The sequence below is a fragment of the Corynebacterium matruchotii genome (assembly GCF_011612265.2).
GTDB classification, from domain to species: Bacteria; Actinomycetota; Actinomycetes; order Mycobacteriales; family Mycobacteriaceae; genus Corynebacterium; species Corynebacterium matruchotii.
This window is the reverse complement of sequence record NZ_CP050134.2, coordinates 848,580-862,828: the sequence shown is the minus strand read 5'-3', so window position 1 is coordinate 862,828 and position 14,249 is coordinate 848,580. Positions and strand designations below refer to the sequence as shown.

General features: G+C 59.4%; 13 protein-coding genes. 1 reads left to right on the top strand and 12 read right to left on the bottom strand.

What is annotated here, in order from left to right:
• Positions 1-101: 101 nt before the first annotated feature.
• Complete coding sequence (locus HBA49_RS03950) at positions 102-1,115, top strand: hypothetical protein (protein WP_005525863.1); 1,014 nt, start codon at positions 102-104, stop codon at positions 1,113-1,115.
• Here HBA49_RS03950 and HBA49_RS03945 read toward each other — a convergent pair.
• The 12 genes from HBA49_RS03945 to mraY form a co-directional block, all read right to left on the bottom strand.
• Positions 1,024-1,269 (bottom strand): hypothetical protein, encoded by a 246-nt coding sequence (locus HBA49_RS03945; RefSeq protein WP_162019701.1) that lies wholly within the window; start codon positions 1,267-1,269, stop codon positions 1,024-1,026. The two genes, HBA49_RS03950 and HBA49_RS03945, sit on opposite strands and share 92 nt — an antisense overlap.
• A gap of 80 nt (positions 1,270-1,349) precedes the next feature.
• Entirely contained in the window at positions 1,350-2,279 is a 930-nt protein-coding gene (locus tag HBA49_RS03940) for a DivIVA domain-containing protein (protein WP_005525967.1), read from the bottom strand.
• Positions 2,280-2,794: 515 nt separating this feature from the next.
• The gene (locus HBA49_RS03935; protein ID WP_005521830.1) at positions 2,795-3,088 is read right to left on the bottom strand and encodes a YggT family protein; all 294 of its coding nucleotides are present in this window, start codon (positions 3,086-3,088) and stop codon (positions 2,795-2,797) included.
• Between the two features lie 182 nt (positions 3,089-3,270).
• On the bottom strand, positions 3,271-3,717 hold the full coding sequence (locus HBA49_RS03930) for a cell division protein SepF (protein WP_005521829.1): 447 nt from the start codon (positions 3,715-3,717) through the stop codon (positions 3,271-3,273).
• A 172-nt stretch (positions 3,718-3,889) separates the two neighbouring features.
• Positions 3,890-4,600, bottom strand: coding sequence for a peptidoglycan editing factor PgeF (gene pgeF / locus HBA49_RS03925; protein ID WP_005526270.1), 711 nt, complete (start codon positions 4,598-4,600; stop codon positions 3,890-3,892).
• A 20-nt stretch (positions 4,601-4,620) separates the two neighbouring features.
• On the bottom strand, positions 4,621-5,952 hold the full coding sequence (gene ftsZ, locus HBA49_RS03920; protein ID WP_005521827.1) for a cell division protein FtsZ: 1,332 nt from the start codon (positions 5,950-5,952) through the stop codon (positions 4,621-4,623).
• Positions 5,953-6,383: 431 nt separating this feature from the next.
• Complete coding sequence (locus tag HBA49_RS03915) at positions 6,384-7,034, bottom strand: cell division protein FtsQ/DivIB (RefSeq protein WP_005525816.1); 651 nt, start codon at positions 7,032-7,034, stop codon at positions 6,384-6,386.
• Positions 7,035-8,468 (bottom strand): UDP-N-acetylmuramate--L-alanine ligase, encoded by a 1,434-nt coding sequence (gene murC, locus HBA49_RS03910; RefSeq protein WP_005525701.1) that lies wholly within the window; start codon positions 8,466-8,468, stop codon positions 7,035-7,037.
• An 80-nt stretch (positions 8,469-8,548) separates the two neighbouring features.
• The gene (gene murG, locus HBA49_RS03905; RefSeq protein ID WP_005525659.1) at positions 8,549-9,667 is read right to left on the bottom strand and encodes an undecaprenyldiphospho-muramoylpentapeptide beta-N-acetylglucosaminyltransferase; all 1,119 of its coding nucleotides are present in this window, start codon (positions 9,665-9,667) and stop codon (positions 8,549-8,551) included.
• 209 nt (positions 9,668-9,876) lie between these two features.
• Positions 9,877-11,601 carry a putative lipid II flippase FtsW gene (gene ftsW, locus HBA49_RS03900; RefSeq protein ID WP_005526552.1) on the bottom strand — a complete coding sequence of 575 codons (1,725 nt, stop codon included), beginning with the start codon at positions 11,599-11,601 and terminating at the stop codon, positions 9,877-9,879.
• Positions 11,602-11,724: 123 nt separating this feature from the next.
• On the bottom strand, positions 11,725-13,143 hold the full coding sequence (gene murD, locus HBA49_RS03895) for a UDP-N-acetylmuramoyl-L-alanine--D-glutamate ligase (protein ID WP_005526286.1): 1,419 nt from the start codon (positions 13,141-13,143) through the stop codon (positions 11,725-11,727).
• Positions 13,140-14,246, bottom strand: a complete 1,107-nt coding sequence (mraY, locus tag HBA49_RS03890; protein ID WP_005526489.1) for a phospho-N-acetylmuramoyl-pentapeptide-transferase — start codon at positions 14,244-14,246, stop codon at positions 13,140-13,142. Before mraY ends, murD begins: the two co-directional genes overlap by 4 nt.
• Positions 14,247-14,249: the final 3 nt, after the last annotated feature.

Here is a 14,249-nt window from a genome sequence, read left to right as displayed (position 1 = left end):
TTCTACTGAGGCAGTCGCTGCCGGTTCTTCCAGATGGCTCCCCGGTGATTGCCGGATCATAGCCGTTTAAACCAGCACAGCTTACCACATATGATGAAACCATGCGCGCTTTACGACGCTTCGCCCACGGCCACCTGGCCGTTTTTCTCATGGCTGCCTTATTTCTCGTATCGTGCACCACCTCAGAGTCGCCGCCGGCACCACCACCGCGGCAGCTCACCACCCCGCTGCGGGGCATCACCCTCGAATCTCTAGATGACCTGGGCCGGAGCCTGGACCTCATGGCGGCAAGCCCCACCCCGCTCACGGTGCGGGTGGTCATGGACACTGCGATGCAACCCGAGGAGTACCGGGATGCGGTGGCCCGAATCCACGACCGGGCGCAGGTCATGGTGCAGGTGGTGGACTCCGAACAGCTTACGGAGTTGTCGACCACCGAGGTGGCCGACCGCACCAAGGCGGCGCTGCGTGACCTGGGGGAATGGGTGGATGTGTGGGAGATCGGTAACGAGCCCAATGGGGAGTGGGCGGGGTCCGGCCCCGGGGAGATCAACGCCAAGGTGGCCGCGGCGCACGACGTCGTAGCCCAGGCCGGTCGGCCGACCGCGCTCACCCTCAACTATTGGTCGTCGCCGGACTGCTACGAACACGCATGGGAGGACACAATGCGGTTCGCCCACACCGTCAGCAGGCAACCGGACTATGTATTTTTATCTATCTATGAGACGGCGTGCGATCCGCCGCAGCACCCCACCGCGGCCGACATAGCACACACGCTCACTGCCCTGGGAACGGTGTTTCCCCACGCGCGCCTGGGCATTGGGGAGGTTGGGGCGCAGAACCGCAGCGATGGTCGGTCCCAGGATCCGGGGTTAGCGGAAAAACAACAAATAGCCCAATGCTATTACGGCATGCATAATGAGTTACGGGCACAGGTGGGGCCGCGGTTCGTGGGAGGCTATTTTTGGTGGTATTTTCATGCGGATGCGGTGCGCGGCGGATTGTGGCCCACGCTGCGTCAACTTATTTCGGGTCTTGGCGACGATGATGCGAGTGAGAGCTGCGCCGATTCGGCATGCGGGGCGGCTCCGGCTCCTCCTCCGGCTCACGGCTAGCACCCCGGTAGCGAATGTGGTCAACGATAAGTAGCACCAGGCCGATGAGCGCGCAGCCGATTGCGGGCCACTGCCAGATTTGGCTACTGCCGACGATGGCCGCAATGAGAAATCCTAAGCTGGCCACGCCCAATCCCAGTGCCGCTATGAACATTCACTACCTCCTCAGGGAAAAGCCCTCAATGCGTGGTCTACATTGAGGGCTTAAACTTATCAGTTCACAGCAACACTGGGCTATTTGTTGTTGCTTTGGGGGCCGGGTTGGGCCGAACCCCGAGCATCCAATTCCTCCAATTGGGTTTGCAGCATGGTGCGCAACCGGGTGCGGTATTCGCGTTCGAAAGTACGCAGCTCAGCAATCCTGGTTTCCAGGGCGTTCTTCTGCTGCGTGACCGTGGCCATGATTTCGGTGTGGCGGCGTTCGGCGTCGGCCTGGAGGGCATTGGCCTTGTCTTCGGCCGCCTTGATCTGGGCTTCGGCACGAGCATTCGCCTCGGAAATGGTTTTTTCGGCCTGGATACGTGCCTCATTGACGAGGCGTTCCGCGGTGGCGGTGGCTTCGTTCACTTGCTTCTCGGCGCGCATGCGTGCGTCGTCAAGAGTAGCGCGGGCAGTCGCTTCAGCGGAGGAGATCTGCTTTTCGGCAGCGGTGCGGGCATCTTCCAGCATGGACCGCGATTCGGCCTGTGCCTCGGTGGTCATGCGATCCGCCATCTCCTGCGCCAGCCCCAGCACCTTTGCGGCTTGCATGTGGGTTTCTGGGTGTGCAGTCTCCCCGGAGGGAACCATGGCGCCTTCGGCAGCCTTCTTCGCGGCCTCGGCTTCGGCCTTTGCTGCGCGTGCTTCTTCTTTAGCTCGTTCAGTTTCTGCCTTAGCTGCCGCAAGTTCGGCGTTGAATTGCTGCTTGAGCTGGGCTTCCACCCGGGCACGGATGGCCGCTTCGTCAGCTCCACCGCCGCCGCCCCCACCGGCACGGGCTTGTTCCAGTTCCGACTTCAATTCGTCTGTTTGTTGGCGTAGATCGTCGTTCTCCTCTTGAATCTCGGCAAGAGTATCTTCAACCAAGTCTAAGAACTGATCAACCTCGTCCTCGTTATAGCCGCGCTTGCCAATTGGCGGCTTGCTGAATGCGACGTTATGCACATCGGCTGGAGTCAGCGGCATGGAACTATTCCCTTCGAGATTCATAAAATATCAACGATGATCGTCCATCATTGATATAGCTTTTATAACGTTCCTGTTAACCATAACGCACATTCAAGTCTAAATGTTAAGTATAAAGATGAAATCTAACCGTTATGTACCCGTTATTTTAGCGCTATGCATCAAAAAATACACCCGTCAGCGGGGTTTTTAGGGCCAAACGTGGTCTAGGGAAATTTTTTCCAATTTCTCACCAAATGTGACGAAGTTACTGCAAATCTGAGGGTTCTTAGACCCCCAGCCGTGGGTAATGGGCTACCCCTGGAATATAACCCAGGTAATTTTTAAGATAAGTAGGGGTTAATCTTAACAAAACCGCAGCTAATTCCTGTATTACTCTCACATTTATGGCGATAATTGGGTAGTTTTCCACCCCTACACCAGCCCGTCAAACCACACCCACATGACGGTATATAGCAAGTTTGCAGCCTATGACTGTAGTCGATTTTGCTACCCGACAACATTGAGGTCACGCATTAGCCAGGAAGATAGTTAGCAACGAGGACGTATAAGAATTGCAACCCGATATAGAGCACTAAAACCGATAAATCGAGGGAAACATTATTCATCCGAAGCGGCGGAATGATTCGTCGTAGTGCTTTTACTGCCGGATCAGTGACAACAAAAAGCAGCTCTGCGCAGCGGGTAAACCAGCTGGGGGCGCGAAAATTTCTAGAGAACGAGACAATCATCTCTATGAGAATGCGTCCTATAAGTGCCAGGATGAATAGGTTGATCGCTAAAAGCAGGATGGTTTTCACGAGAGCCACGTGCTGCGGTCGCCTTTCCGTGGGTAGTAAACGTTAGATAATCATGACAAAAGCCCTTTGTCTATTTACGTTAACTCATAAACCCGATATTTGGTTCCCGAGCTTCGTAATAGCAAAAGGCTCCGTAGGGAATTTCCGACACCCGCCCGATAATCCGATACTATGTTCGGTTTTCAGACGGGCTAGTATATCTTTGCCGCTCGCCGGAGATCGTCAAAGCTCACGGTGGCATCCTCCGGTATAAGGCCGAAAACCCGATGTTCATCAACCAGTCGTTTGATCTTGCCGTGCAGGGCAAAGGCGAGGCCGCCCGAGAAGTCCAAAACCCGCTTAGCTATATCGTTAGGCATGTCGGAAAGATCGAAGATGACCGCCTCACCGTCCCGGAATGCGGAACCAATTTTTGCCGCCTCGTTATAGCTGAAGACGTCGACCGACACAATAGAAGTTTCGAACGGTAGTTCTACTGATTCCCTCTGGTATTCGTAGTCTGGCTCGGGGGCATAGGCGAGGTTGCCATTGTAGCGGGGCGCCGGTGGCTCGTCGTTATAATAGGCGTCTTCACGCACCCCATCCATTTCGTAGGGGCCCAGGCCGAAAAAATTCTTGGTTTTCGTCAGGATAGACATAAGGTGGCTCCTTCGCCGGTTGATGCTGTCTGGCTGTGACTGATGTGATTTTTGTAATTTATAGTGGCTGCTGTAAAGCCGACTATTAGTTATAAAGTAGTGGCCAAATCGTGATTATTGAATTATGACACGCGGTGAATGTTGAAAGTTTTGTAATTTGCTAGCAGATTTTCTATTCTCCCCAGATGATTCCGGCTTGCCGGCCGGTTTTCCCGTCGCGTCGATACGAAAATAGATTCGAATCCTCGATGGTGCATCGTGGGTCCATAACGATATTTCCCACCCCAAGCGTGGTGAGTTGCCGGGCCAACCCGGCCCGCACATCACTCCCCCAGGTACCCTGATCCGTTCGAGTCAACGATCCCGGCAAATGCTCCTCAACATCCTCCGCCATTTCCCGGGGCAATTCATAGCGTCGCCCACTGGCCGCCGGCCCCAAATGCGCCGTCATATTATCCGGGTTTGCCCCCAATTCCACCATGGTGGCCACGGTGTTAGACACCACCCCATTTCGAGCACCTGTTCGACCCGCATGGGCGGCGGCGATGACGCCCGCGTCGGCGTCGTAAAGCAAGACGGGAACGCAATCGGCAACCATGACGGTGAGCACCACGGTCGGATCGGTGGTCACCACGGCGTCGGTGGCGGAAATCGGCGCCCCTAAATCTGCGGCATTCACAACCTGGACGGTGGCGGAATGCACCTGGTCCATCCAAATGAACCGCGCAGGATCTAGATTCAGTTGAGTAGCCACCCGGGCCCGGTTCTCCCGCACCGCATCTGGGTCATCGCCCACATGCGCCCCCAGGTTCAAACTGTCGTATGGTGGCTGCGACACACCGCCGAGCCGGGTAGTGAAATGCGTGTGAACCAGCATGGTCATGGGGCTACCTTCATTCAGAATTATCGCAGGAAATCGGGGAGATCGAGATCATCAATGTCGTCCATCCCGCTCTCCTGCTGCCCGGATTTCCGATGCGCACCCCGGTTGGTGAACAACCCATTATTGCTGCCCCGGTCATCACGGTAATTCGGCTGATAGTCGTTGCTGCGTCGGCGACGAGAATCGTAATCCTCATCGCTGCTGCGGGTAGCCACGGCGGACTCGCGGACCGAATACTCCGCATTCCGATCCTTCTGCCCAAACAGGGAGGTGGGTTCCGGCGCGGGGGTAGCGGTTGCGGTGGTTGCCGGGGCGGGAGTCACAGGTTCAGCAGGGGACGACACTGTGGCCTTGGCAGATGACTCCGCCGACTCCCGATTGACAGTGGTGGTATTCGGGTTTTCGTTCAGGCCCTCGAAACCGGTGGCGATCACGGTCACCCGCACCTCATCGCCGAGATTATCGTCAAAAATGGTGCCGAAAATCAGGTTGACGTCAGCATCTGCTTTCTCCTGCACCATCGTAGCTGCCTCATGCACTTCCTGCAGGCCCAGGTCGGAGCCGCCAGCAATGGACAGCAGCACACCCTGGGCGCCCTCCATGGTGGATTCCAACAGCGGCGAATTAATGGCCTGTTCGGCGGCATTCATCACCCGATTGTCGCCCCGGGCCGAGCCCACACCCATGAGCGCGGAACCGGCATCCGCCATGACGGAACGCACGTCGGCGAAGTCTACGTTGATGAGACCAGGTATAGTAATCAGGTCCGTGATGCCCTGCACACCATTGTGCAGCACCTGGTCCGCGGCCCGGAAGGCCTCCATCATGGTGAGGTTGGACGAATCAAGCTGCAACAGCCGATCGTTGGGGATGACGATGAGCGTGTCGCACACCTCCCGCAAGGCCTCGATGCCCTGCAGCGCCTGCCTGGTGCGCTTCTTCCCCTCAAAATTAAACGGCCGCGTGACGACGCCCACGGTGAGCGCACCCATCTTCTTGGCGATGGATGCCACCACGGGGGCGGCACCGGTGCCGGTACCACCGCCCTCACCAGCGGTGACGAACACCATGTCGGCACCCTTGAGGGTTTCTTCTATTTCGCTTTTGTGGTCCTCCGCAGACTGCCGACCTACCTCGGGGTTGGCACCGGCGCCGAGGCCACGAGTGGCCTCCCGACCAATATCGAGTTTGACGTCAGCGTCGGAGAACATGAGAGCTTGCGAATCGGTGTTCACGGCAATGAACTCGACGCCTTTCAAGCCCTCTTCAATCATGCGGTTCACCGCGTTGACGCCACCACCGCCAACACCGACAACTTTAAGTACGGCGAGGAAGTTATCCTGGGCGTTCATAAATACGACTCATCTTTCCGTCTAGATTTCCGTTAAGGGAATTGACCGACACTTTTACCACGTCGTGATGGGTAAAGATTACGGCCACCACTACCCGCCAACCTGTGCGGTTTCTGCTACTACATATTGACTGAATTTGGATCAAGAATCATGGACATTTGCAGCGGCGTGTCTCCACCTTCAACTAGAGGGTTAGACTTTTGACATGCGGTTTTACCGGTAACTTATCCCCTCAGCCCCACCCATGGAAGAAGCAGATAAGTAACAAAGCAGCGGCGGAAAATCACAGAAAACTCACTGGATAACCCTAATAATCACCATTCTCGTTCACGGATTTTTCACACGCATACCCCAAGAAAAACCATCACTGGGATATGCGCATCCTCACGCTTTGGATTCGGTGATTGTGATAAAAAATTTTTTAAAAATTTTTACTCCTGCACCGAAATCGTTGGCGCGCCCGTGATATCGATCGTCGACTCCGACCGCTGTAACGCCACCGAAAACGCCCGCGCCTTCTCTCCGTTGTTCTCTGCCGCCCCCCACACAATCGTCTTATCACCAGCAATAATGTCAAAAGAATACGGTGTGACAGCCTTGATCTCGGTGATTTTTCCGCGCTCCGACTCGGCTATTGACGCAATAATACCCGCGGCCGCCTGAAACGTCTCCTGATTATCCCCCTTGGTATTCGTGATTGGCACCGTGTAATCCAACCTGTGGGCAACCACAAACACCTTACCGTTAGCATCAATGAGATGATCGCCATCCTCCCGCTCGGCCACCAATACCGCCCGGTGCTCCACCAGGGACACGTCAATGGTGTCGGGGAATTTCTTCGCCACCCGGGCCTCTGCCACCCACGGCAGGGCCGAGAGCGCTGATGCAACAGCAGTGGTGTCAACCCGGAGAATGTTCTGCCCCTGCAGCCCATCGGTGATGGCGGCGATATCCGCCTCCGAGGTTTGGTCCCGCTGGCTTATCACCACGTTACCGACCTTCAAAATCGGGAAAAACCACAGGCAGGCGACAACAATCCCGGTCACCACCACTAGTGCTATTGCAATCAAGAGTTTTTTCATTTAGTCATCCGTACGGAGCTGGAACAAGATCTCGTCGGCAAGCACCGTCACGTCCCCCGCCCCCATCGTAATGACCATGTCACCGGGGTGGGCTAGCTCAGCCACCGTTTGCGGCACCAGCGAGAAATTCGGTTGGTGCACCACCTTATTGGTCATGCGGTCAATAATCAACTGCGAGGTAATACCGTCGTGCGGCTGCTCCCGGGCACCATAAATGTCCAACACCACCGCGGCGTCCGCCAGCGACAACGCTTCGGCGAACTCGGCCGCAAACTCCTGCGTGCGGGAATACATGTGCGGTTGAAACACCACAATCACCTGCCCCGATCCCCGGGCCGCCAACTTCTCTCGGGCCGCGGTCAGCACCGCCCGCACCTCGGTCGGGTGGTGGGCGTAATCGTCGTACACCTCCACGCCCCGATAATCCCCGCCGGCGACGGCACCGTGGAATTCGAACCGGCGGCGCACCCCGGAAAACTCGGAAATTCCCTGGGCCAAAGCGGCCACATCCCCACCGGCCAACACCCCGGCAGTGAGCGCCGCCGCTGCGTTCAGCACCATGTGGGTGCCCGGAATCTGCATGGCTACCTCAACCTCGCGTTCCCCCACTCGCATGTGGGCGTGTGAAATCTGGTCCGCCACGGCCACGGATTCCACCACCGTGTAGGCAATATCCGGGTGGCGCTCGGCGGCGGCCGCGCTACCATAGCCGCGCACGGTCACCTTCGTCTTCTGCCGCTCCCCCAACGCCGCGGCATGCTCATCATCGAGACAAACCACCAACACGCCAGTATCGGTCAACCGGGAAGCGAAATCGTCGAAAACCTGGAAATACGCCTCCGGGGTGTGAAAGAAATCCAGGTGGTCCGGCTCAATATTGGTCACCACCGCAATGTCCGGGCTATACCGCAGCAGGGAAGCATCCGACTCGTCGGCCTCGGCAACAAAGCAGTGGCCGCTGCCCTGGTGCGCGTTCGTGCCCGCCTTGTTTAATTGCCCGCCGATGGCAAAGCTGGGGTCCATACCAGCAGCCTGCATGGCCACCACCGCCATGGAGGTGGTGGAGGTTTTCCCGTGCGTGCCGGCGATAAGCACCTGGGTGGAGCCTGTCATGAGCTCACCAAGCAGGTCGGAGCGGCGAATGACCGGAATGTTCTGTTCCCGCGCCGCCACCAGCTCGGGGTTGTCCTGCGGGATTGCCGCAAACGAAGTAACCACCACCGTCGGCAATTGCCCGCTCAGGGTCAGGTTTTCGGCCTTATGCCCCACCGCCACGTGCGCCCCCATGGACTGCAAGGCCAGCACAGGGCGGGATTCTTTCACGTCGGAGCCAGACACCACCTTTCCACGGGAGAGGAGGATACGGGCCACACCGGACATGCCGGCCCCGCCAATGCCAATGAGGTGGACTCGGGACAAATCAATATCAGACATGGCTCACACTTTACCTTTCGAATAAGTTTTCGGATCCCCTTGGGTATGCGCGAGATCCGCGCTATAGGTCGTCGTAAAGCTTAGTCGCGCCGGGCCGTTTTCTCGGCAATATCCGCAATGACCTCGGCGGCGGTTGCCACATTCGACTTCAGGGCCGCCGCCCGCATCGTTGCCAGCGTGTCCGGGTCCGCCAGCAGACTGGTCACGATGTGGCTGAACCGTGCCTCGATGTCCGAATCCTGGATGAGTTGGGCAGCACCGTTACGCACCACCTCCTGGGCATTTAGCCCCTGCTCCCCATTGCCGTGCGGCAGTGGCACATAGACGGCAGGCACCCCGGCGGCGGTCACCTCGGCGACGGTCATGGCCCCGGACCGGCACACGATCACGTCCGCCACCGAATAGGCCATGGCCATGTCCTCGATGTAGGGGACGCTCACGTAGTGCTCCCTCGGGGCGGGCGGGGCGTTCTTGGCCCCATAGGCGTGCAGCACCTGGTAGCCGGCGTCACACAGCTCGTCCAGGGCGTTTTTCACCGCCGAATTCAGCGACGCCGCCCCCTGCGACCCGCCGGTGATAAACACCGTGCGCCGATCGGGGCTCAATCCCCAGGCTTTCAGGCCGGCGGCCCGGGTTTCGGCCGCCCTGGCCCGCGTGCTCATTTCCGCCCGCACCGGAATGCCCACAACCTGGCCGCCCATGCCCGAACCGGGGACCGCGTTCAGCCCCAGGCCACCCAGCTTCACGCCCAGCTTGTTGGCCAACCCGGCGCGGGCGTTGGCTTCATGGACGATGAAGGGGATGCCAGCGAGTTTGGCGGCAATGTAGCCGGGGGCGGTGACGTAGCCGCCGAAGCCGATGAGGACGTCTGCCTTGTGTTTTTTGAGGATTTTTCGGGTTTGAGCGATTGATTTTACGAGTTTGAAGGGGACTTCTAAGAGTTCGATGCTGGGTTTGCGGGGGATGGGGACGGGTTCGATGAGTTTCAGGTCGAAGCCGCGGGCGGGCACGAGTCGGGTTTCTAGGCCCCGGTTGGTGCCGATGGCGATAACGTTGGCGCCGCGTTCTTTGAGGACAGTTGCTACAGCTAGTGCGGGTTCCACGTGGCCGGCCGTGCCGCCGCCGGCCACGACAACGTTGAGGGCCTTGTGGCTGGATTTGTGTGTGGTGGGATTATCGCTGTCGTGTGATTCTGTCATTTCTTTCCCTAGATTCCCTTAAACGGTACTTCAATCGTACTAATTTGAAATTGATCTGGTGTTGGTGCTTGGATTAATTCTTTTTTAGGTTTTCTTGCTGTGAGATTCAGTGACAAAAGTACCATGTCGTGGGCTGGGTATTGGGTTTTTGTGGGTCGGCGGCGGGGGAGGATGAGGGGTGAACGGTGGCGGTTGGGTGGTGTGGTGGCTTAGCGACGGCCGGTGGTGCGGTAGCGGCCGGAGCGGGGGTCGTGGCGTTCGTAAGATGTGCGGGTTCGGGCTGGTCCGAGGCTTGTTGTTGGACTGGTGCGGCGGCCGGTGGTGCGGGTGACTTCGTGGCTGACCTCACGGTTGGCGGGGTTGGGATCCCGGCTGGTATCTCGGGCGGTGGTGCGGGCGGGGAGCGGCCGGCGGACGGGTTGGGAGGTACGGCTGCGACCGGGGAAGAAGCCAGTTTTTTTGGGGGTAGGGGCGGATGCGGCGCGGCTTCGTGCGGCACCCCCGGCGGCACCCTGGCCACGGCTCTCCCCCGTTTTGGGGCCGCTGGGGTGCTGCACCGTGGGGTTGGGGTTGTCGCGGGTGGTGCGGGTGTCGAGGCTGGTTTGTGGGGTGCGGCGGTCGCCGCGGCGCCGGCCGGCCGGGTATCGGTCGAGTCCGTTGAGGGTGGGTTCGGGGAGGAAGAGTACCCGGTCGAAGGCGGGTTTTCCGAAGTTTGCCATGGCGGCTATGGTGTCGGGTTCGTGGCGAGCGCAGTTGGCGAGTATGCCCATGGCGCCAAGGGTGATGACGGCACTGGTGCCGCCGGCGGAGATCATGGGGAGGTTGATGCCGGTGACTGGGAGGAGGCCGACGACGTAGCCCATGTTGATGAAGGCCTGGGCGACGACACCGGCGGTGAGGGTGGCGGCAGTGAGGGCGAGGAATTGGTGGGCGGAGCGGGCGGCGATGCGGAATCCGATGTAGGCGAGCCAGCTGAACAGGCAGATGACGAGGGCGCCGCCCATGAGTCCCATTTCTTCGCCGATGATGGCGAAGATGAAGTCGTTTTTGGCTTCGGGGAGGTAGAACCATTTGGCGCGGGATTGGCCGAGTCCTACCCCGGTGAGGGAGCCGTCGGCGAGGGAGAGGAATCCTTGGTAGGACTGGAAGGCGGAGGATTTGGTGTCGGCGAAGTTGCCGAAGAGTGCGCTGATGAAGGTGTCGAAGCGTTTGCCGCGGAGGCCACCGGCGAGAAAAACGATGGTGAATCCGACGGCGACGAAGACGCCGAGGCCGGCTATGTAGCGCATGTTGATGCCGGCGAAGAAGAGGAGGGCGACGACGACGAGAAGGAAGGTCATGGCCATGCCGAGGTCGCGTTCGGCGAGGATGAGCGTGAACATGGTGCCGGCAACGGCGAGGAATTTCACGAAGGGGGCGTTGATGCTGTTGAAGCGGGGTTTGTGGCCGGCGAGGATGTTGGCACCCCAGAGGGCGATGGCGACGCGGGCGATTTCGGAGGGTTGGAGCCGGAAGGAGCCGAGGGAGATCCAGGATTGGGAGCCTTTTTCGGCAAGTCCGGTGCCGATGCCGGGGATGAGGACGAGGATGAGGAGGAGGATGGTGCCCCAGAGGAGGATGCTAGAGAGACGTCGTAGGGTATTGATGGGGAGTCGCATGGCGAGCCACATGACGGTGACGCCGCCGAGGACGTAGAGTAATTGGTTCCCTGCAACATGCCAGGCTTTGCCGTTGTTATCGACAACGGAGGTGGTCATGGATGCGGAGGTGACCATGACGATGCCGATGGCGGCGAGGAGCGCGACGACCAGCATGACATTGAGGTAGTCGAAGTAGGGCCTGCGGAAGGTGTCTTGTCGTCGTTGTTTGAGGTTTTCCCATACTGACTGGGAAGCTACCGTGTGGGATTCCGGTGTTGCGTTTGCCGCGGTCATGCTGGGTCACGTCCGTTCTACTGTTACTGGTGTTTATGGTGTGAAGAATGTGCGGCACTCGTCGCGCATCCTTCACCATAAAGTTAAGGTTTAATCAGTTCCACAGTAGACAGAAAACTGCGATTATTTCGGTGCGACACCACCTAAGTGGGCAGAAACCGATTCCGCAAAGAGGACGCCCCGCTGCCCCATGCCGGTGTACATGTCGAGCGATGCCGCCGCAGGGGCGAGCACGATGGCATCCCCGCTGCTGGCTTGGGTAACAGCCCATGCACACACCGCGTCCATGGCCGATTGCGGGTCGGTGTCGTCGGTAACAAAGATGGGCACACCCGGCGCATGCTTTTCGACGCTTTCCCGAATGATATTTCGGTCCACTCCCATGAGCGCAACCGCCTTCAGCCGGTGCGCATGGTGGGCGACCAGGTCGTCCACCTCGGCACCTTTGAGTTGGCCGCCGGCCACCCAGATCACGCTGTCGTGCCCGGCCAAGGCCGAGTCGGCCGCGTGCGGGTTGGTGGCTTTGGAGTTGTCGATGGCGACGATGCCCCGGGCTTCGGCCACCTGTTGTCCCCGGTGGCCGGCCACCTTGAAGGATTGCAGCGCCTGGGCGATGACTGATGGTTGCAGGTCCGGCACCAAGGCCACCGCCGCGGCGGTGGCGGCCAGGGCGTCGTAGATGCCGGCCGGGCCGGGCGGTTCCAGGCCGGCCACGGGCACAATGTTCCGGGTGGTACCGTGAAGATTGTCCACGATCGTGCCGTTGGTCACCCCGACCTGCCCCGCCTGTGGGGGGTGCATGGTAAAGCCCATGACCGGGGTGGTGACGTATTGCTGTACCAGGGCATCGTCAAGCCCAGCGATGGCTAGCGGCGCGGCTAACACTTTTGCTTTCGCCGCAGCGTATGCCGCCATAGACCCATGCCAGTCGATGTGGTCTTCCGCCAGGTTGAGGAGCACGCCCACGTCGGGCACTAGTTGACTGGACCAGTGGAGTTGGAAACTGGAGAGCTCCGCCACCAGCACGTCGATGCGTTGAGGGGCGGAGATGGCCTCGGCCACGCTCACCCCAATATTGCCGACCGCCTCCGCCTGGTAGCCAGCGTGCTGCATGATGCTGGCCAGCATGGAGGTGGTGGTGGTTTTTCCATTGGTGCCGGTGACAACCATCCAGGTGCGGGGCGGCCCGAACACCGAGGCCCGATCCAACCGGTAGCAGAGTTCCACGTCGCCGAGCACTTCCAGGCCGGCCGCCTGGGCCGCCCGCAACAAGGGTGTGTCGGGCCGCCACCCGGGTGAGGTGACCACGCAGCTGAATCGGGAGAGTTCCGCCAGGGCCTGGTCGGGGTGGATGCCGGCCACGTCGGCGACCTCCATGGCCCGGTCACGGGCGGTTTCGTTGGTATCGGCGATGAGCACATCCACGTTGAGGTCGGCCAGGAGGCGGGCGATGCCCACCCCGGAAATGCCGGCCCCGGTCACGAGGACGGTGCCGGAGAGGATTTCGGGGAGGTTGGGGGTTTTGTTCAGAGTGGAGGTCATGGTTTGATGCCTCCTAGGTTCAACCATTCACCGTAGAACATGGCCGCCCCCGCCAGGGATGCCATGGCTGCGATCAGCCAGAACCGCACCACCACCGTGGTTTCCGCCCAACCCCCGTTTTCGAAGTGGTGGTGGAATGGGGCCATGCGGAAGATTCGGATCCCTCGGGTGCGAAAGCCTATCACCTGAATCACGACAGAGAGGGCTTCGACCACGAAGAGGGCGCCCACGATCACCATGAGCAGTTCGGTGCGGGATGCCACGGACAGGCCGGCCACCAGGCCGCCGAGAGCCAGGGAGCCGGTGTCGCCCATGAAGATTTTTGCGGGTGCCGCATTCCACCAGAGGAAGCCAATGCAGGCACCCAAGCCTGCGGCAGCCAATACGGCCAGGTCCAGGGGGTCCCGAACGTTGTAGCATCCCGGCTGGGGGGTGCCGGCGCAGGAGTTACGGAACTGCCAAAACGTCAGTGCCGCGTAGGCGCCCATGACGAAGGCGGTGGCCCCGGAGGCGAGCCCGTCGAGGCCGTCGGTCAGGTTGACCGCGTTACTCCACGCAGAGATGAGCAGGTACATGAAGAGCAAGAAAAACACCATGCCGAAGATTCCACCGCCGAACGCCAGGTCCACGGTGTCTAAATCCCGCAGGAAGCTCAGGTGGGTGGACCCAGGGGTGAGCCCCACTTCGTTGGGAAACAACCGAATCATAATCCCGAACGCCAGTGCGATGACGAATTGGCCGATGAGCTTGGCTTTTTTATTCAAACCCAGATTCCGGTGTTTGACCAGTTTGATGTAGTCATCGACAAAGCCAAGGCCACCCAATGAGAGGGTGAGCCCCAGCACTAACAGCCCAGACACGGTAAACCCGCCCACGTTGGCGATTTCCCCATACACGTCTACCGTCACATAGGCGACGGTAATACCAATGAGGATGGCGATACCACCCATGGTGGGGGTTCCGCGTTTCCGAAGGTGTGACTTAGGGCCTTCTTCTCGGATTTCCTGGCCTATCCCTACCGCGCTGAATTTCCTAATCAGCCACGGAGTAATAAAGATAGACACTAGTAACCCAATGGCCCCGGCTATTATCATCTGGGTCATTGT

Bases quoted from the DNA above. Each gene is read 5' to 3' on its own strand.
- HBA49_RS03950 (WP_005525863.1), top strand. From the start codon at position 102: ATGCGCGCTTTACGACGCTTCGCCCACGGCCACCTGGCCGTTTTTCTC.
- HBA49_RS03945 (WP_162019701.1), bottom strand. From the start codon at position 1,269: ATGTTCATAGCGGCACTGGGATTGGGCGTGGCCAGCTTAGGATTTCTC.
- HBA49_RS03940 (WP_005525967.1), bottom strand. From the start codon at position 2,279: ATGCCGCTGACTCCAGCCGATGTGCATAACGTCGCATTCAGCAAGCCG.
- HBA49_RS03930 (WP_005521829.1), bottom strand. From the start codon at position 3,717: ATGTCTATCCTGACGAAAACCAAGAATTTTTTCGGCCTGGGCCCCTAC.
- pgeF (WP_005526270.1), bottom strand. From the start codon at position 4,600: ATGACCATGCTGGTTCACACGCATTTCACTACCCGGCTCGGCGGTGTG.
- ftsZ (WP_005521827.1), bottom strand. From the start codon at position 5,952: ATGAACGCCCAGGATAACTTCCTCGCCGTACTTAAAGTTGTCGGTGTT.
- HBA49_RS03915 (WP_005525816.1), bottom strand. From the start codon at position 7,034: ATGAAAAAACTCTTGATTGCAATAGCACTAGTGGTGGTGACCGGGATT.
- murC (WP_005525701.1), bottom strand. From the start codon at position 8,468: ATGTCTGATATTGATTTGTCCCGAGTCCACCTCATTGGCATTGGCGGG.
- murG (WP_005525659.1), bottom strand. From the start codon at position 9,667: ATGACAGAATCACACGACAGCGATAATCCCACCACACACAAATCCAGC.
- ftsW (WP_005526552.1), bottom strand. From the start codon at position 11,601: ATGACCGCGGCAAACGCAACACCGGAATCCCACACGGTAGCTTCCCAG.
- murD (WP_005526286.1), bottom strand. From the start codon at position 13,143: ATGACCTCCACTCTGAACAAAACCCCCAACCTCCCCGAAATCCTCTCC.
- mraY (WP_005526489.1), bottom strand. From the start codon at position 14,246: ATGACCCAGATGATAATAGCCGGGGCCATTGGGTTACTAGTGTCTATC.